Below are 18,332 nucleotides of genomic sequence, written 5' to 3' on the forward strand. Positions count from 1 at the left end.
CCGCCCGCACGAGCGCGCACGCCGCCCGCACGGGCCCCGCACGAGCGCACGCTGTCCGCACGGGCCCATACGAGCGCACGCTGCGCGTATGCGCCCCGCACGAGCTCGCACGCTGTCCGCGCGCGGCCCGCAAGCGCCGACCGGACTCTCCGCGCGAGCTCACGCGCGCGGACGTTGGTTCGGCACTCACGAGTGCGGCGTGTGGGCGTCAAGCCGACGCTCACGTGTGTGGCGCGGGTGGCGGGTCGGGTGCCCACAAGTCGGTTCGGCACTCACGTGTCTGGCGTGGACGTCCGGTTGGGAGCGCTTGAGCGTCAGGTCGGGGCGCCCGAGTGGGGTGGGAGCGGCGTCGCTTCGGGCGCTTGCGAGATCGGCAGGCGTGGCGTCGGGCCGGTTTCACATGAATCGGGTCCGGCACGCGCGAGCGCGCGCGTGGTTTCGCAGCGTCGGTCATTCACGACTGCGGCGCTGCGGGCGGCCACAGGAACGGTGGCTGCCGACACCGCGGGGAACGCACGGTGCGGCAACGCGGTGCGGCGGGTGTCATCGGCTGCGGGCACCTGCGGCAGGGGCGGTAGGCAGACGCTCTCGACGACTCTCCTGCCCTGCGTGCGGCGCTTGGCCATGTGGGCGTAGCCGGGCAGGCCGTTCCAATTCCGGGGCCGATCAGTAGGGCAGCGCGTCGGGGATCTGGTCGCGAGGCGTTTCGCGCCCGCGTCGATACGCCCGGTCGAATGCCGCGTCGCCGAGCTCGCCGCGCGCGTCAGCGGCCGTACGCGCCACATCAGGCCCGTCGGGCAGGCACACCCCGCGTAGCGACACCGCCGCGCCGAGCAGGAACGCCGCCCGCGCCGCCGCCCCCTCGCGCAGCGTCAGCTCGGCCATCGCCTCGATCGCGCCCGACGCCCCCGGCAGGTCGAGCACCGCGACGAGCAGGTCGTGCGCCTCGCGTAACGTGGCGCCGGAGCGCTCCAGCCGTCCCATCCCGATCAGGATGCGCCCGCGCGTCTCGTTGGCGCCCAGCCAGTGCGCCTCGCAGTGGGCGAGCGCGGCGGCGTAGAGCGTGGCGGCCTGCTCCTCGTCGCCTGCCAGTCGTGCCACCTCCGCCAGTCCGTAGGTGGCGACGGCCACCGCCTCAGACACCTCCAGCCGGCCGGCCATCGCGACGGCCCGCTCCAGCTCGGCCCGCGCGGCCTCCAGGTCGCCCGCGCGGGCCAGCTCGGCGCCTCTGCGCGACAGCACGAGCGCCGTGTCCTCCGCGGCGCCGAAGGGCGCGATCACCTCCAGCGCCTCACCGGCCGTCGCGATGGCCGCCGCGTGATCGCCGCGCCAGCCGGCCAGCTCGGACAACTGGAGCATCGCCTGGCCCACTCCCCACCGGTCGCCGGCCACGCGGAAGGTGTCGAGCGCCATGCGCAACTCGCGCTCGCCCGCGTCGACCTCGCCCGCGCCCAGACGGAGGTAGCCGACCAGCAGCCTGGCGAAGGCCCTGGTCCACGGGTCGGAGGCGGTGGTGGCCGCCAGCAGCGCGGGCAGCATCGTGGTGTAGTCGCCCTCGGCGATCGACGGATAGGGCCTGACCATGGCCACGAGGGGGTTGCGCGGCGGCTGGGACAGCCCGCCGGCCAGGCGTTCGGCGTTGGCCAGGATGTCGCGCAGCTCCTGCGTGCCCGGCTTGCCGCCCGCGGCCAGTTGCAGCGAGCAGACGATGTACTCCTCCACCAGGCTCGGCGGTGGTTCGGACCCCACCAGGTCGAGCACCTCCACCGACACGGCCGCGCCTTCGTGCCTGATGCCGCGCAGCCACCAGTACATCCACAGGTCGGCCACCAGCCGCAACGCCGGCTCGACCCTGCGGGTGTCGATCGTCCAGCGCAGCGCCGCGCGCAGGTTGTCGTGTTCGGCGCCGAGCTCCGCCAGGCGACGCAGCTGGTCGGGGCCTCTCAGCTGTGGCTCGGCCGCGGCGGCCATGGCGGCGAAGCATTCGGCGTGCGCCTGCCGTACCCGCTCCTCCTCGCCCGTCTCGGCCAGCCGTTCGGCGCAGAAGGCCCGGACGGTTTCCAGCATCCTGAAGCGCCCGCCGTCGGCCTGCAGGATCGACTTGTCGACCAGCGCGGTCAGCAGGTCGAGGTCGCCGCCGCAGACGCGTTCGGCGGTGTGCACGGTCGCGCCCGAGGCGAAGACCGACAGGCGGGCGGCGAGCTCGCGTTCGGCCGGGTCGAGCAGGTCCCAGCTCCAGGCGACCACGGCGCGCAACGTGCGATGGCGGGGCAGCGCCGTACGGCTGCCGCCGGTCAGCAGGCGGAACCTGTCGTCGAGCCGGGCGGCCACCTGCTCGGGGGTGAGCGCGCGCAGCCGCGCCGCGGCCAGCTCGATGGCCAGGGGCAGGCCGTCGAGGGCGCGGCAGATGCGCAGCACGGAGGGCAGGTTAGCGTCGGTGACGGCGAACCCGTGGCGTACGGCAGCCGCCCGGTCGGCCAGCAGCCGCACGGCCGGATGTTCGCGCGCCACGGCCAGCGGCAGGTCGTGCAGCGGCCGGGGGAGAGGCGGGACCGGCAGGACCTGCTCGCCGGGGATGTGGAACGGCTCGCGGGAGGTGACCAGCATCCGCACGCCTGGGCACTCGGCGAGGATCCGGTCGGCCAGGAGGGCGGCGGGCTCCACGAGGTGCTCGCAGTTGTCCAGCAGCAGCGTGACGGCATGGCCGGCGAGAGCGGCCACCAGCGCGTCGGCGGGCGGCTGGATCGTGGGGACGGTCAGCGGGCGCGGCGGCTCGGTGTGGGTGTGCGGGAGGCCGAGGGCGGTGAGCACGGCCGCCGCGACGTCGGAGCCGGGGCGCAGCGGGGCCAGTTCGACGAAGCAGACCTCGCCGAGACCCGCTGCCGCCTCGATCGCGAGCCGCGTCTTGCCCGCGCCGCCGGGACCGCTGAGCGTCACCAGGCGGCTTTCCCCGAGCAACTCGCGCACCAGCAGCACCTCCTTGTCGCGGCCGACGAAGCTGGTGCGCTGCGGCCGTGGGCCGCGCGGGCGCAGGGCCGAGGTGCCGGGGAGGGCGGGCCCGCCCGAGGGGGGTGCCGCCGTCACCCAAGCGTTCGGGGGCGCTGCTCCGGTGGCGACAGCGGGTGAGGCACCCGGGAAGCAGGCAGCCTCGCTCGCGGGAGCCCAAGCCTCGGGACGGTCGGCCGCGGGCCGGCGGTGCCCGGGGGCGTGCGTGTCGCGGAGCAAGCTGAGGTGCAGGTTCGCCAGCGCCGGTGAGGGGTCGGCGCCCAGCTGGTCGGCCAGCGTCCGGCGCGCGTCCTCGAAGGCCTCCAGCGCCTCGGCTCCACGGCCCGCCGCCGCCAGGGCCCGCATGTGCTGCCCGCGGAGCCGTTCGCGCAACGGGTGACGCATGACCAGCCCACCGAGCTCGGACACCAGCTCGCCCACGGGCACCGACCCCTCGAGCAGATCGGCCTCCAGCCTGTCCTCCAGCGCCGCGAGCCGCAGCTCCTCCAGCCGGGCCGCCTCGCCCCCCGCGAACGGCAGGTCCAGCACGTCGGCGAGCGCGGGACCGCGCCACAGGGTGAGCGCCTGGCGCAGCAGCCGCGACCGGTCGGCGGGGCCGGGCACCCGTCTGGCGTCGGCGACCAGGCGGGTGAACAGGTGCGCGTCGACCTCCAGCGGATCGACCACCAGCCGATAGCCGGCCGCGGCAAGCTCCAGCGGCACGCCGACGACCGCACGCAGCCGCGACACCTGCGACTGCAGCGCGTTGATCGTGCCCGCCGGGCCGTAGATGTCGCCGATCAGGCGCTCGACCGACACGACCCGGCCCGCCTCCAGCGCCAGGAGCACGAGCAGGCCGCTGAGTCTGGCGCCCCGCACGGGGACGCCGAACACCTCCGTGGGGCCGAGCACGCCGAATCGCATACCTAGATTGTCGTCGGCGGGGCGGAGCGCGGCGTTTTGGAATCCGGTTCTGTGGATAACCTCGGGGGCATTCTTCGCCGTGCCGACATCGAGCACGTCCCGGCTCCGCATGGGTGACGGTCGTCGCCGACCCGGCGACCGTGCCTTGCGACGACGGATCTCCATGGCTCCCTTGGCGACCTGGCCGTTCGGCGCCGATCCGGGTGGCGAGCTGTCTGGTCGACAGGCCCGGCAACGGTGATCGCCGCGTAGGAGTGGTGGAGGTCGACTCCCCGTACATGGTCGCTCCGGCGCAGGCCGGCCAAGGTCGCGCTGTCGGCGACGGATCAGCCCCATCTACTTCGCGAATTGCGAATGTTCGCAATTCATTACATCATGGAGTGGACTTCGAGACGGTTCGACGGATAGGGGTGCTGTGAGCGGGTCTTTCGCTGCGGCGGTCAGACAGCGGGCACGCCGGGCGAGCGCGGCGTTGGAGGCGGCCCGCCACGGCGATGACGCCGACGCGCTTGCGTTGGCCGAAGCCGAATGGGAGCACGTGACACGGCTGGCGCGCACGCACGGCATAACGATCGGCTCGTCCGAGGCCGGGCAAGGTGAGGCTGATCCGGCCGGGGGGAGCGGGCTGTGATGTCGGTGCCGTTGTATGAGGCCAAGGCGGAGCTGTTCCGGCTGCTGGGCCACCCGGTCCGGATCCGGGTGCTGGAGCTGTTGCAAGATGGGCCGAAGCCGGTGCGGGACCTGCTGGCGGCCATCGAGGTCGAGCCGACCGGGCTGTCGCAGCATCTGGCCGTGCTACGCCGTTCGGGTATGGTCAGCGCGCACCGCGACGGCTCCACCGTCGTCTACGCCCTGGCCGGCGGGGACGTGGCCGAGCTGCTGCGCGCGGCCCGCCAACTGCTGACGCACAAGCTGTCGGGGCAAAGCGAGCTGCTGAGCGAACTGATGCAGGCGGAGGCCGGCGCCTCGTGACCTCCCTGTTGCCGGCCGCCTGGGCCCGCCTCCGTTCTGTGCTGCCCGAACGTGGCGAGCTGGCCGCGATGGGCCGCCATCCCCGGCGTGATCTGCTGGCCGGGCTCACGGTGGCGATCGTGGCGTTGCCGCTGGCGCTGGGCTTCGGCATCTCCTCCGGTCTGGGCGCCGAAGCCGGGCTGGCCACCGCGGTGGTCGCCGGAGCGCTGGCGGCGCTGTTCGGCGGCTCCGGCCTGCAGGTGTCGGGGCCGACCGGCGCGATGACGGTGGTGCTGGTGCCGATCATGCACGCCCATGGCGCTTCGGGGGTGTTGACGGTCGGCGTGCTGGCCGGGCTGCTGCTGCTCGCGCTGGCGCTGGCGCGCGCGGGCAAGTACATGGCGCTGGTGCCGGCGCCGGTGGTGGAGGGCTTCACCGTCGGCATCGCCTGCGTGATCGGCCTGCAGCAGATCCCGGCCGCGCTGGGCGTGCCGGCCCCGGAGGGGGACAAGGTCATCGGCGTGTCCTGGCAGGCCGTCCAGGACTTCCTCGCCCATCCACGCTGGTGGGCGCCGGCGGTCACGCTGGCCGTGGCGGCGACGATGCTGCTGGGCGCACGCTGGCGGCCGACCCTGCCGTTCTCGCTGCTGGCAGTCGTGGTGGCCACCCTCGTCGTCGAGCTGGCCGGCCTGCCGGTGGCCCGGATCGGCGACCTGCCTGCCGGGCTGCCCGCACCGTCGCTGGCCTTCCTTGAGGTGGGCGCGCTGGGCTCGATGATCGCCCCGGCGATCGCGGTCGCCGCCCTGGCCGCGCTGGAATCGCTGCTGTCGGCCGCGGTGGCCGACGGCATGAGCGTCAACCACAGGCACGACCCCGACCGGGAGCTGTTCGGACAGGGTCTGGCCAACCTCGTCGCGCCGCTGTTCGGCGGGGTGCCGGCCACCGGCGCCATCGCCCGCACCGCGGTCAACGTCCGCTCCGGCGCCTCCTCCCGGCTGGCCGCCCTGGCGCACGCGGGCATCTTGGCCGTCATCGTGTTCACCGCCGCCGACCTGGTCGCCAAGATTCCGCTGGCCGCGCTGGCCGGCGTTTTGCTGGCCACCTCGGTGCGCATGGTGGAGGTCGGCTCGATCAAGGCGATGATGCGCTCGACCCGCGGCGACGCCGTGGTCCTGGTCCTGACCGCGATCGCGACGCTGGCGCTCGACCTGGTCCAGGCCGTCATCGTCGGCCTGGCCGTGGCCGGGGCGCTGGCTCTTCGCGCCGTCGCCCGTGACGTCCGCCTCGATGAGATGCCGATCGCCCACGACCTGCCCGGCGACCACACCGAAGACGAGCACGCCCTGCTCGCCGAGCACATCGTCGCCTACCGGCTGGACGGGCCGCTGTTCTTCGCCGCCGCACACCGATTCCTGCTGGAGCTGTCGGAGGTCGCCGACGTCTCCGTGGTGATCTTGCGGATGTCCCGCGTCACCACCATCGACGCCAGCGGCGCCCTGGTCCTGGGCGATGCCATCGACCGCCTGCAACGCCGAGGCATCACCGTCTATGTCTCCGGCATCCGCGACGGCCACCATCAGCCCCTGCACGCCCTTGGCGTCATCGCCCATCTCGACCAGGCGGGCCGGGTCTTCGCCACAACCCCTGAAGCCATCGCCGCCGCTCGCGACCAACTCCACCACGCCGGCCTCCTGCCTGCTCCCTCCCGCCGCCACCCCGTCCTGCCCCGCTGAGGCAGCCAGAAGGGGGCCGGCGGGATCGCCCCGCCCGCCCACGGCGGCAAGACAAGGGACGGCTCGCCCGCGCCGGACAGGACGACGCGAATTCCTGCCAGAGCGCAGGTAGTCGTCGATCGGCCGGCGGAGTTACGATGTGCACCTCCCAGACTCTGGGAGGTGCGGCCGAGATGACACAGCAGTATCTCGCGGGCGAGTTGTCGCAGCTCTTGGGACGGTTGGGGGCCGCCACCACGAGCGAGGCGGCTGCGCGGGCGGTAGGCCTGCTGCGGCACGAGGCCGAGACACAACCGATCAGTGCGCTGACCGCGGTGACCGTGCAAGCCCTGGCATTGACTGACAGGCTGTGTTGGGAATCGCTTTCGCTGGCCGACACGTCTGCCTTCGCCCGTCAGGCGGAGATCAGCGCCGCGCTGCACGAGTTCGGCGTCTGCGCGGGCTGGCTGGAGGACGACTGACGACTCGGATCGTGGCGGCTGATCGGTCACACTCTTGACATAGCGGAGGTTTCCGCGATGACGGCAGAAAATCCCTCGGAAGCCCAGATCGCCGTCCACTGGCGCGAAGAGGACTATTACCAGCCCCCGGCGACCTTCATCGCCCAGGCCAACGCCGCGGATCCGGCCATCTTCGACCGGTTCGCAGAAGAGCGTTTCCCCGAGTGCTTCAAGGAATACGCCGATCTGCTCGACTGGGACGCCTACTGGCACACCACGCTGGACACCAGCAACCCGCCGTTCTGGAAGTGGTTCGTCGGCGGCCGGCTCAACGTGTCCTACAACTGCGTGGACCGGCATCTGGCCAAGGATCGCAACAAGGCCGCACTCATCTGGGTGCCGGAACCCGAGTCCGAGGACCCACAGGCCGTCACCTACCAGGAGCTGCACAAGCGGGTCAACGAGTTCGCCGCGCTGCTGCGTGACTTCTGCGGCCTCAAGACCGGCGACCGGGTCACCTTCCACCTTCCGATGGTGCCTGAGCTGCCCGTCTCCATGCTGGCCTGCGCCCGCCTCGGGGTGATCCACTCGGAGGTGTTCGGCGGGTTCAGCGGTACGGCATGCGGTGACCGCGTCGCTGACTCCGGCAGCCACATCCTGGTCACGATGGACGGCTACTACCGCAACGGTGAGCTGGTCGACCACAAGTCCAAGGCGGACGAGGCCGTGGAGGCCGCGGCCAAGCTGGGCGTCGAGGTGGAGAAGGTGCTCGTCTGGCGGCGGCGGCGCGGGCAGTACGCCTCCAAGGCGGCGATGGTCGAAGGGCGCGACTTCTTCGTCGACGAGGTCATGGGCGACTACCGCGGCTCGCTCGTGGAGCCGGTCTCCATGCCCGCCGAGGCGCCGCTGTTCCTGATGTACACCAGCGGCACCACCGCCCGGCCGAAGGGCTGCCAGCACAGCACCGGCGGCTACCTGGCCTACGTGACCGGCACCTCGAAGTACTACCAGGACATCCACCCCGAGGACACGTACTGGTGCATGGCCGACATCGGGTGGATCACCGGCCACTCCTACATCGTGTACGGCCCGCTGTCGCTGGGGACCACCAGTGTCATCTACGAAGGCGTGCCGACATATCCGGATCCGGGACGCCCATGGCGCATCGCCGAACGCCTGGGCGTCACGATCTTCCACACTGCGCCGACGGCCATCCGGATGCTGCGCAAGCTCGGCCCTGACGAGCCGCTCAGGTATGACTACCGGTTCAAGCACATGACCACGGTCGGCGAGCCGATCGAGCCTGACGTCTGGCGCTGGTACCACGACGTCGTCGGCAAGGGCCAGGCCGTCATCGTCGACACCTGGTGGCAGACGGAGAACGGCGGGTTCCTCGGCAGTACGCTGCCGGCCGTACATCCCATGAAGCCGGGCAGTTGCGGACCGGGGGTGCTGGGTGTCTATCCGGTGATCTACGACGAGGATCGCAACGTGGTCGAAGCAGGCAGCGGAAAGGCCGGAAACATCTGCATCCGTAACCCGTGGCCGGGCATCTTCCAGACCATCTGGGGCCAGCCGGAACGGTTCGTCGAGCTGTACTACGCCAAGTACTGCGCCGACACCGACAGCAAGGACTGGCACGACTGGCCGTACCTCGCCGGGGACGGCGCCACGCTCGGCGCCGACGGCTACTTCCGCATCCTGGGCCGCATCGACGACGTCATCAACGTGGCCGGCCACCGGCTGGGCACCAAGGAGCTGGAGTCCGCGGCCCTCACGGTCGAGGAGATCGCCGAGGCCGCGGCCGTCCCGGTCATGGACGAGCTGCGCGGCCGGGCGGTGGAGATGTACATCGCCTTGAAACCCGGCATCGCGGCCAGCAAGGACATCGAGGACAAGGTGGTCGCCGCGATCGACAGCCGGATCGGCAAGATCGCCCGGCCGAAGAACGTGTGGACCGTCGCCGACATGCCCAAGACCCGCTCCGGCAAGATCATGCGCCGGGTCATCGCCTCCATCTCCAACTTCGCCGACGTCGGCGACATCACCACGCTGGCCAACCCGGAGATCGTCGACGACATCCGCCACCGCGTCCAACGCGAGAAGAGCGTGCGCGGTGAGGTGCCCCGCGAGCTCACCTCCCAGGAACGCGAGGAGATCGAAGCTTACGGCCAGACCGACTAGCGACGCGTTCCTGGTCAGGTGGAGGTCGTGGCCGTTCTGTCGCACGACGACGCCCAGGTGGGCATCGCGACCGCGAGCACGATCACCATCGGGCATGGTGTCATCACGCGGCCCCGCCATCCATGGCAAAGAAGCCTTTAACGTAATAATTCGGGAGCTGGGGGTCCAAGGTCATCGGTGCCCAGGTGAGCCCCCCGTCCGCGCTCGGAGACACCGCCGCGTAGGCCGCGTGGGCACGGTACCTCGCGTCCCTGTCCTCCGGGGACGTGCCGCCCCGCAGGTCGAGCGCCCTGGCCACCATCACCAGGCCGCCCTCCTGGGAAGGCGTCACCCGGGGTTCCTCCACCCCGATGCCCGGCGGCGGCTGCGCCGATCCGCCCGGGCGCCAGGTCCGCGGGTCCGTCGAGCCGAGCACTCCTGCCCGCGTCCCGCCGCAGGTCTGCCGCCAGTACGGCAGCAGCCACACCCGGTCGTGCTTGATCGGTTTCCCGTCGACGACCACACCCCGGCTGTTGGGCGGCACGCCGACCGTGAGGGGAAAGTCGTGCCGGCCGGCACCAGAGTCCGTACTGCGCCTGGCGACCATGCTGACAGGGAATCCGTCGACGTTCCCCGTCCGGTCGCGGTCCTCGGCGATCGTGATGTGTCCCAGGAGGGCGTAAATCGCACTTGAGTCGTTGAGGGAGACGACGTAGTGGCAGCGGTGGGTGGCCGTCGCCGGGGCGAGAGTGCCCGTGGTCCAGGTGCGCCCGTCGTCGGAGGAGCGCGCGAAGCCCATCGAGCCCTGGTCGTCGGGCGTGGCGTCCAGGGGATCGGAGACCCTCGCCCGCCGGCCGACCACCAGCCGGTCGGCATCCGGCACCGCGATGTCCGGCACCCTGTCGCCCTCGTGCGCCGGTTCCCCGTCGGCACGCCTGCTCGCCGTGCTGAAGACCGTCATGGGCGTGCCCACGCACGGCCCCACCGCGTCCGACTCCGGCCAAGTCTCCCACCCGTCTTCCGTCGCCGCCCCGCCGCCGGGTGTCCGTGATCACCTGACGTTCACGTGCCCGTCCCCTGACGGCAAGCATCCGGAAGCCCACCGTAGTCACCGGTGACCCTCTGTCCATGCACGCCACTCCAGCGGGACTTCGGTGCTCGCCGTTACATCGGGCTCGTACCCCTCCACTCCTACAGGACGCGGGGTAAAGACGTGGAAGACCACAAAAAGCCCCGCAGCTCGGACGCTGCGGGGCTGGAAATCTACAACGTAAAGGCGCTCACGCCGGGTGCTCGGCCCGGTCTCCCGACCAGTCGGTGTGGAAGGCGCCCTCCTTGTCGACCCGGTGGTAGGTGTGCGCGCCGAAGTAGTCGCGCAGGCCCTGCACGAGGGCGGCCGGCAGCCGGTCCCTGCGCAGGCCGTCGTAGTAGGCCAGCGCCGAGGAGAACCCGGGCGTCGGCACGCCGATCCGCACGGCCGTGGACACCACCCGCCGCCATGCGTCCTGCGCGGCGGCCAGCGCGCCCGCGAACCCCTCGTCGGCCAGCAGCGTCGGCAGCGCCGGGTCGGCGTCGTAGGCGGCGCGGATCCGGTCGAGGAAGCGCGCCCTGATGATGCAGCCGCCGCGCCAGATCGTGGCCATCGCGCCGAGGTCGACGTTCCAGCTGTACTCCTTCGAGGCCGCCGCGATCTGGTCGAAGCCCTGCGCGTAGGCGACGATCTTGGAGGCGTACAGCGCCTGCCGTACGTCCTCGATCAGCTCCTTGCCCGCGACGCCGGCCTGCGAGGGGCCCCGCAGGTCACGGGCGGCCGCGCGCTGCTCGGGGTGGCCGGACAGGGCGCGGGCGAAGACCGCCTCGGCGATGCCGGTGACCGGGATGCCCAGTTCGAGCGCGCTCTGGACGGTCCAGCGGCCGGTGCCCTTCTGCTCGGCGCGATCGACCACGACGTCCACGAACGGCCGGCCGGTCTCGGCGTCGACGTGGTCGAGCACCTCGGCGGTGATCTCGATGAGGTAGGAGCCGAGGTCACCCTCGTTCCAGTCGCGGAACACCTGGGCGAGCTCGGCGGGGGAGGCGCCGAGCGCCTGGCGCAGCAGGTCGTAGGCCTCCGCGATGAGCTGCATGTCGGAGTACTCGATGCCGTTGTGCACCATCTTCACGAAGTGGCCGGCGCCGTCCGGGCCCACGTAGGTCGCGCAGGGGACGCCCTCGACCTTGGCGGAGATGTCCTCCAGCATGGGGCCGAGCGCCTCGTACGACTCGCGGGAGCCGCCCGGCATGATGCTCGGGCCGAGCAGCGCGCCCTCCTCGCCGCCCGAGATGCCGGCGCCCACGAAGTGGATGCCGCGCTCGCGCAGCGCCGCCTCCCTGCGCCTGGTGTCCTCGAAGTGCGCGTTGCCGCCGTCGACGATCATGTCGCCCGGCTCCATGAGGTCGGCCAGCTGGTCGATGACGGCGTCGGTGCCCGCGCCCGCCTTCACCATGATGATCGCCCTGCGTGGTCGTTTGAGCGAGGCGACGAAGGCCGCCATGTCCTCCGCGGGCAGGAAGGTGCCCTCACCGCCGAACTCCTTCACCAGCGCCTCGGTACGGCCGTGCGAACGGTTGTGCACCGCGACCGCGTAGCCGTGGCGGGCGAAGTTGCGGGCCAGGTTGCGGCCCATCGTGGCAAGTCCGGTGACGCCGATGTCTGCCAGATCCATGTCAGCTCCTCTTGCGGAGATACGCATCCTTCACGTGATCGGTTTGGCGGTGCGCGGTTATTCCCTCAGGCGTACGCCCAGCTCGTCGAGCCGGTTGAGCATGTCGGCCGGGTCGGCGTAGACGCGGAAGGCGCCCGAGCGCTCGAGCTCGTCCCTGCCGTAGCCGCCCGACAGCAGGCCGACGCCCAGCGCGCCCGCCCTCCTGGCGGCCAGCAGGTCCCAGACGCTGTCGCCGACGACCATGGCGTGGTGCGGGTCGACATCGAGGAGGGCCGCTCCGGCGAGGAACAGGTCGGGGTCGGGCTTGGCGCGCCGTACCAGGTCGCGGGTGACCATCGGGGTGTCGTCGGGCAGCTTGAGCATGGACAGCGCCAGCCGGGCGGTCCGCGCGTAGCCGCTGGTGGCGATGGCCCAGGGGACCTGGCGCGCGGTCAGCTCGCGCAGCAGCTCCACCGCGCCGGGCAGCGGCCTGACCGAGTCGACCTGCTCGGTGTAGGCGTCGGCGTGGGCCCGCTGGAGGTCGTCGATCTGGTTCTGGCTGAGGGTGATGCCGGTCTCCCTCAGCAGCGCGGTGACGAACAGGCCGCCGCTCATGCCGATCCTGCGGTGGATCCGCCACACCGAGAGGTCGATGCCCATCCCCGACAGGGCGCTGCGCCAGGCGATGACGTGCTGGTAGACGCTGTCGATCAGGGTGCCGTCGAGGTCGAACAGGAAGGCGGGGCCCGGTGGCTCGGTGTAGTCCATCTGCCCATTCTCACCACGCCCGCCCAGGACCCCGCGGAGCGGGTCCTGACTGCGTCAACTACACCCGTGTGACACGCTGGAGGCATGCGTGTGGTGATCGCGGGTGGACACGGGAAGATCGCGCTGCGGTTGGCGCGGAGGCTGGCCGAGCGGGGCGACCAGGCCGTCGGGCTGGTCCGCAACCCGGGCCACCAGGCCGACGTGGCGGCCGCGGGCGGGCAGGCGGTCGTCTGCGACCTGGAGGGCGTGAGCGCGGAGGAGGTCGCGCGGGTGCTCGACGGCGCCGACGCCGCCGTGTTCGCCGCGGGCGCGGGCCCGGGGTCGGGCGCGGCCCGCAAGGACACCGTCGACAGGGCCGCCTCGGTGCTGCTGGCGGAGGCCGCCGAGCGCGCGGGCCTGCGCAGGTTCGTGCAGATCTCCTCGATGGGCGCGGGCGCGCCGCCCGCCGCGGGTTCCGACGAGGTGTGGGCGGCCTACATCGCGGCCAAGACCGCCGCGGAGGCCGACCTGCGCGGGCGCGACCTCGACTGGACGATCCTGCGGCCCGGCGGCCTGACCGACGAGGAGGGGCAGGGCAGGGTCCTGCTGGCGCCGCCGCCGGTGGCCAGGGGCACCGTGCCGCGCGACGACGTGGCCGCGGTCGTGGTGGCGCTGCTCGACGCGCCGGCCACGGTCGGCAGGACGCTGGAGCTGGTGCGTGGCGAGGTGCCCATCGCCGAAGCCGTTCGGGCACTCTAGGGAGAGTGACTGAATACCGCGTACTCGGCAGAACCGGTCTCAGAGTCAGCCCGCTGTGCCTCGGCGCCATGATGTTCGGCGGGTGGGGCGAGCCGTCGGTGGAGGAGTCGGCCAGGATCATCGATCGCGCCCTCGACGCGGGCGTCAACTTCATCGACACCGCCGACGTCTACTCGGCCGGCCAGTCGGAGGAGTTCGTCGGCCACGCCCTGGCCAAGTCGGGCAGGCGCGACGAGGTGGTGCTGGCCACCAAGGTGCACGGCGTGATGGGCGAGGGCCCCAACCAGCGCGGCAACTCCAGGCGCTGGATCTTCCAGGCCGTCGAGAACAGCCTGCGCAGGCTGGGCACCGACTGGATCGACCTGTACCAGATCCACCGCCCCGACCCCGACACCGACATCGAGGAGACCCTCGGCGCGCTGACCGACCTGGTACGGCAGGGCAAGATCCGCTATCTGGGCAGCTCCACGTTCCCGGCCCACCACCTGGTCGAGGCGCACTGGGCGGCCGAGCGGCGCGGTCTCGAACGGTTCGCCTGCGAGCAGCCGCCCTACTCGCTGCTGGTGCGCGGCATCGAGGCCGACGTGCTGCCCGTGGTCCAGAGCCACGGCATGGGCGCCATCGTGTGGAGCCCGCTGGCGGGCGGGTGGCTGACGGGCGCCTACCGCAAGGGCGCCGAGCCGCCGCGCTCGCGCAGGGCCGAGCGCCTGCCGGAGCGCTACGATCTGGCGCTGCCGGCCAACCAGCGCAAGCTGGAGGTGGTCGAGGCGCTGGCGCGGCTGGCCGAGGAGGCGGGGCTGACGCTGATCGAGCTGGCGCTGGCGTTCACGCTGCGGCACCCGGCGGTGACCTCGGCCATCATCGGCCCGCGGACGATGGCGCACCTGGACAGCCAGCTGCCCGCCGCGCAGGTGAGGCTGAGCGACGACGTCCTCGACCGGATCGACGAGATCGTCCCGCCGGGCGTCACGCTCAACCCCGGCGACCGGGGCTGGCAGCCGCCCGCGCTGACCGACCCCCGCCTGCGCCGCCGCCCCGCCTCCTAGAGGTCCGGGCGCCGGCCGTCCGCGCTCTGGGCGGCGAGCACCCGCAGCCGCAGCTCGCCGCCCTCCACGTCGGCCCGCACGGTGTCGCCCTGCCCCGCCTGGCCGCTCAGTACCAGCGTCGACAGCCTGTTGTCCAGCTCCCTGCGCACGGCCCGGGGCAGCGGCCGCGCGCCCCACTCGGGATGGTAGCCCTGCTCGACCAGCCAGTCCTTGGCCTGGTCGGTGACGGCCAGCTCGATGCCCCGGCCGCGCAGCCGCCGCCTGGTCCTGTCCAGCAGCAGGTCGACGATCTGGCGCAGCTGCTCTCCGTCGAGCCTGGCGAAGACGATGGTCTCGTCGACGCGGTTGAGCAGCTCGGGCCTGAGCCTCGAGGCCAACAGGTCCGTGAATCGTTCGCTGAGCGGCCCGCCGCCCTCCATGACGAGGTGGGCACCGAGGGTGCTGGTCATGATCACGACGGTGTCGGTGAAGTCGACGCTCCGGCCCCGCCCGTCGGTCAGGCGGCCGTCGCCGAGTATGCGCAGCACCAGGTTGGTCACGTCGGGGTGGGCCTTGTCGATCTCGTCGAGCAGCACGACGGCGTGCGGGCGGCGCCGGACGGCCTCGGTGAGCTGCCCGGCCTCCTCGTGGCCGGCGTACCCGGGCGGCGTGCCGGCCAGCCTGGCGACGGTGTGACGCTCCATGAACTCGCTCATGTCGATGCGCACCAGGTGGTCCTCGCCGCCGAACAGGGTCTCGGCCAGCGCTCGGGCCAGCTCGGTCTTGCCGACGCCGCTCGGGCCGAGGAACAGCAGGCCGCCGATCGGCCGGTGCGGGTCCGACAGGCCGGCCCTGGCCCGCCGTACCGCCTCGGCCACGGCGGTGACGGCCTCGTCCTGGCCGATGACGCGCTCGCGCAGGCGCTGTTCGAGCGTGATGAGCCGGGTCCGCTCGTGCTCGGTCAGCCGGGCGACCGGGATGCCGGTGCGGCGCGAGACCACCGCGGCGACGTCGGCCGCGCCGACCGAGGGCACGCCGTCCCTGTCGTGGCGGGCGCCCGTCAGCCGGGGTTCGAGGGCCTCGATCTCGGCCGTGAGCTGTTTGGCCCGGTCGAAGTCGTCGCCGGTGACCGCCTGGTCCTTGTCCCTGCGCAGGGACGCCAGCCGTTCCTCCAGCTCGCGCACGTCCGCGGGAGGCGTACGGGCGCGCAGCCGCACCCTGGCGGCGGCCTGGTCCATCAGGTCGACGGCCTTGTCGGGCAGGAACCGGCCGTCGATGTGGCGAGCCGACAGCGTGGCGGCAGCCTCGAGCGCCTCGTCGGTGATGCGGACCTGGTGGTGGGCCTCGTAGGCGTCGCGCAGGCCGCGCAGGATCTCCACCGTCTGCGCCACGGTCGGCTCGGGGACGAGCACCGGCTGGAAGCGGCGTTCGAGGGCGGTGTCCTTCTCGAGGGTCGCGCGGTACTCGTCGATCGTGGTGGCGGCGATGACGTGCAGCTCGCCGCGGGCCAGGGCGGGCCTGAGGACGCCCGCCGCAGTCGTGCCGCCCTCCGCGGGGCCCGCGGCCGTGCCGCCTCCCACCGGGCCCGCGAGCTCGCTGCCCGTCGCCGGGCCCGCGCCGGCCAGGGTGTGGACCCCGTCGACGAAGACCACGATCCCGTCGGCGTGCGCGCGCACCTCGTCGACGACCTTCCTGACGCGCTCCTCGACCTCGCCGCGGTACCGGGCCCCCGCCACCAGGCCGGTCAGGTCGAGGGCGATGACGCGGCGGTCCTTCAGCGTGTCGGGCACGCCGCCGTTGACGATGCGCTGGGCGATGCCCTCGACGACGGCGGTCTTGCCGACGCCCGGCTCGCCGATGAGGACGGGGTTGTTCCTGGTACGGCGCGAGAGCACCTCGATGGCCTGCTCGATCTCCTCCTCGCGGCCGACGACGGGGTCGATGTCGCCCTGCCTGGCCGCCTCGGTCAGGTCCCTGCCGTACTCGTCGAGCGCGGGCGTGGCGCCCGCCCCGCCGGTGACGTCCGCCGCCGGGCGCCCGATGGCCGCCTGCCGCAGGTCGCCGGGCGAGAGCCCCTGCTCGGCCAGCAGGCGGGCGGCGGCGGAGTCGGGATGGGCGGCCAGCGCGAGCAGCAGGTGCTCGGGGCCGATGTAGGAGGCGCCGAGGGCGCGCGAGATGCGCTGGGCGTCGAGAACGGCCCGCTTGGCGGCGGGGGAGAGGGCGGCGGGCGGCTCGCCCGGTGTCGCGCCGCGGGCCATGCCCTCGATGCGGTCGCGCAGCTTGCCGAGATCGGCGCCGGCGGCCGACAGCAGTCCGCGTGCCGGATCGTCCTGGGTGGCGGCGGCCAGCAGGTCGAGCTCGTCCAGGTCGGTCGCGCCGCGGTGGGCCGCCGTCTCGACCGCGCGGGCGAGCAGCGCCCTGGCCGGTTCGCTGAGCAGCCTGCCCACGTCGACCCGCTGGACGCTGGGATGCCTGGGGGGCCACGCGTCCGTGCCGGCACCGAAGGCCCGCCCGGTGAGCTGCTCGAATCCCCTGAACGGCATATCCGACATAAATAGCCGATTGCCTGACATTTCCCCGTGCAAGCCCAGGGGGTGGCAAAGTCCTACCGACCGGCCCGGCCAGGCCGGCGTACTCGGGCCCCAGCCGCCTGGGGAGGCGGTCGGTCAAGATCTGGTAGACATGGGCGGGTGCGAACCAAGCCCTGGGCGGCCGTGGCGGCCGCCGTACCCCTGCTCGCCGCGACCCCCGCGACCCTCGCGACGGCCGAGGTCCAGCCGAGGATCCCGCCGGGCACGACGGCCGCGTACGTGGTCTTCGACCGGGTGGCGGGGAAGATCGTCGCCCACCGCCTGGCGCACCGGGCCTTCAGGTCGGCCTCCGTGGTCAAGATCCTGATCGCGATCGACTTCCTGGAGCGGACGGCCCGGCCGGCGGGTCGCGACCTGGCCTCGCTCAAGATCATGCTGCGCTCCAGCGACGACGACGCGGCCTCGGCCCTGTGGGACAGGGGCGGCAAGGGGCAGATCATCACGCGGATGTCCAGGAAGCTGGGCCTGGCCGACACCGGCCCGCCGCCCGCCCACAAACCGGGCTTCTGGGGCTACACCTCGCTCAGCGCCTACGACGTCGCCAGGACCTACCGCTACCTCATGGACCGGGCCGACGCCAGGGTCCGCGACCTCGTCGTCGGACACCTGCGCCAGGCCACCCCATGCGGCACCGACGGCTTCGACCAGTACTTCGGCATCCCGCGCGGCCTGCCGAAGCCGTGGGCGGTCAAGCAGGGCTGGTCGGGCTTCGGCACCGTGCCGCCGGTCAGGTGCTCGCCCGCGGGGGCGGGCGGCGCGCTGGTCACCCCGCGGACGCAGGTGCTCCGGCCGCTGGTGCCCGACCTCGGCAGGCCCGTCCTGCACACCACGGGCCTGGTCGGCGCGGGCGACCGGCTGATCTTCGTGCTGCTCACCGCGCACCCGGCGGGCGGCGGGTGGAACGACTCGGTCAAGCGCACCACGACCCTGGCGCGCGACCTCTACCGCAGCGTCTCCAGGTAGGCGGCGTAGACCTTCTTCGGCACGCACATCCGCCACGCCTCGGTCACCAGCTCGCGCATCTCGGGCACGTCGAGGGCGGCCATCCGCGCCTCCACCCAGTGGAAGCGCAGGTCGCTCTCGCGCGGCAGGAGGAATGTGCCCGGCTCGGCGGCCACCAGCGCCTCGCGCTCCTCCTTGGGGAAACCGAACCCCATGATCGTCTCGTCGCGGGAGAAGGCGACGTAGACGATGGAGCCCACCCGGAACTTCACCCGGTCGTGGATCAGGTGCTCGGAGGAGCGGGGCAGTCGCGAAGCCAGGGCGCGCACGTCGTCGACGGTGACCATCCAGCCAATCTAGCGCCGGTTTGATCCCTTGGCGCCGGGGC

General features: G+C 72.5%; 13 protein-coding genes. 7 read left to right on the top strand and 6 right to left on the bottom strand.

What is annotated here, in order from left to right; translation table 11 throughout:
• Window positions 1-666: 666 nt before the first annotated feature.
• Window positions 667-3,909, bottom strand: coding sequence for an AfsR/SARP family transcriptional regulator (locus ACWENQ_RS18345; RefSeq protein ID WP_452415239.1), 3,243 nt, complete (start codon window positions 3,907-3,909; stop codon window positions 667-669).
• A 630-nt stretch (window positions 3,910-4,539) separates the two neighbouring features.
• On the opposite strand from ACWENQ_RS18345, the gene ACWENQ_RS18350 reads away from it, so the two are divergent.
• From ACWENQ_RS18350 to acs, 4 genes are all read left to right on the top strand, one after another.
• Complete coding sequence (locus ACWENQ_RS18350) at window positions 4,540-4,881, top strand: ArsR/SmtB family transcription factor (protein WP_449922436.1); 342 nt, start codon at window positions 4,540-4,542, stop codon at window positions 4,879-4,881.
• A 68-nt stretch (window positions 4,882-4,949) separates the two neighbouring features.
• Entirely contained in the window at window positions 4,950-6,593 is a 1,644-nt protein-coding gene (locus ACWENQ_RS18355) for a SulP family inorganic anion transporter (RefSeq protein WP_449922822.1), read from the top strand.
• Between the two features lie 173 nt (window positions 6,594-6,766).
• Window positions 6,767-7,054, top strand: coding sequence for a hypothetical protein (locus ACWENQ_RS18360; protein WP_449922434.1), 288 nt, complete (start codon window positions 6,767-6,769; stop codon window positions 7,052-7,054).
• Between the two features lie 57 nt (window positions 7,055-7,111).
• Window positions 7,112-9,217, top strand: a complete 2,106-nt coding sequence (gene acs / locus ACWENQ_RS18365; protein WP_452415241.1) for an acetate--CoA ligase — start codon at window positions 7,112-7,114, stop codon at window positions 9,215-9,217.
• Window positions 9,218-9,320: 103 nt separating this feature from the next.
• On the opposite strand, the gene ACWENQ_RS18370 is transcribed toward acs, so the two are convergent.
• The 3 genes from ACWENQ_RS18370 to ACWENQ_RS18380 form a co-directional block, all read right to left on the bottom strand.
• Entirely contained in the window at window positions 9,321-10,169 is an 849-nt protein-coding gene (locus ACWENQ_RS18370) for a sialidase family protein (protein WP_452415242.1), read from the bottom strand.
• A 307-nt stretch (window positions 10,170-10,476) separates the two neighbouring features.
• Window positions 10,477-11,901, bottom strand: coding sequence for an NADP-dependent phosphogluconate dehydrogenase (gene gndA, locus ACWENQ_RS18375; protein ID WP_452415243.1), 1,425 nt, complete (start codon window positions 11,899-11,901; stop codon window positions 10,477-10,479).
• 57 nt (window positions 11,902-11,958) lie between these two features.
• Window positions 11,959-12,648, bottom strand: a complete 690-nt coding sequence (locus ACWENQ_RS18380; RefSeq protein WP_452415245.1) for an HAD family hydrolase — start codon at window positions 12,646-12,648, stop codon at window positions 11,959-11,961.
• 84 nt (window positions 12,649-12,732) lie between these two features.
• On the opposite strand from ACWENQ_RS18380, the gene ACWENQ_RS18385 reads away from it, so the two are divergent.
• On the top strand, window positions 12,733-13,386 hold the full coding sequence (locus tag ACWENQ_RS18385; protein WP_452415246.1) for an NAD(P)H-binding protein: 654 nt from the start codon (window positions 12,733-12,735) through the stop codon (window positions 13,384-13,386).
• Window positions 13,387-13,391: 5 nt separating this feature from the next.
• Complete coding sequence (locus ACWENQ_RS18390; RefSeq protein WP_452415248.1) at window positions 13,392-14,432, top strand: aldo/keto reductase; 1,041 nt, start codon at window positions 13,392-13,394, stop codon at window positions 14,430-14,432.
• On the opposite strand, the gene ACWENQ_RS18395 is transcribed toward ACWENQ_RS18390, so the two are convergent.
• A complete protein-coding gene (locus ACWENQ_RS18395) occupies window positions 14,429-16,954 on the bottom strand; it encodes an ATP-dependent Clp protease ATP-binding subunit (protein WP_452415250.1) in 2,526 nt (841 codons plus the stop codon). The genes ACWENQ_RS18390 and ACWENQ_RS18395 overlap by 4 nt on opposite strands.
• Before the next feature lie 147 nt (window positions 16,955-17,101).
• On the opposite strand from ACWENQ_RS18395, the gene ACWENQ_RS18400 reads away from it, so the two are divergent.
• Window positions 17,102-17,965 (top strand): hypothetical protein, encoded by an 864-nt coding sequence (locus tag ACWENQ_RS18400; RefSeq protein ID WP_452415251.1) that lies wholly within the window; start codon window positions 17,102-17,104, stop codon window positions 17,963-17,965.
• Here the strand turns inward: ACWENQ_RS18400 and ACWENQ_RS18405 are convergent.
• Window positions 17,944-18,291 carry an MmcQ/YjbR family DNA-binding protein gene (locus ACWENQ_RS18405; RefSeq protein ID WP_449922417.1) on the bottom strand — a complete coding sequence of 116 codons (348 nt, stop codon included), beginning with the start codon at window positions 18,289-18,291 and terminating at the stop codon, window positions 17,944-17,946. The genes ACWENQ_RS18400 and ACWENQ_RS18405 overlap by 22 nt on opposite strands.
• Window positions 18,292-18,332 lie beyond the last annotated feature (41 nt).

The sequence above is a fragment of the Nonomuraea sp. NPDC004354 genome (genome assembly GCF_053602555.1).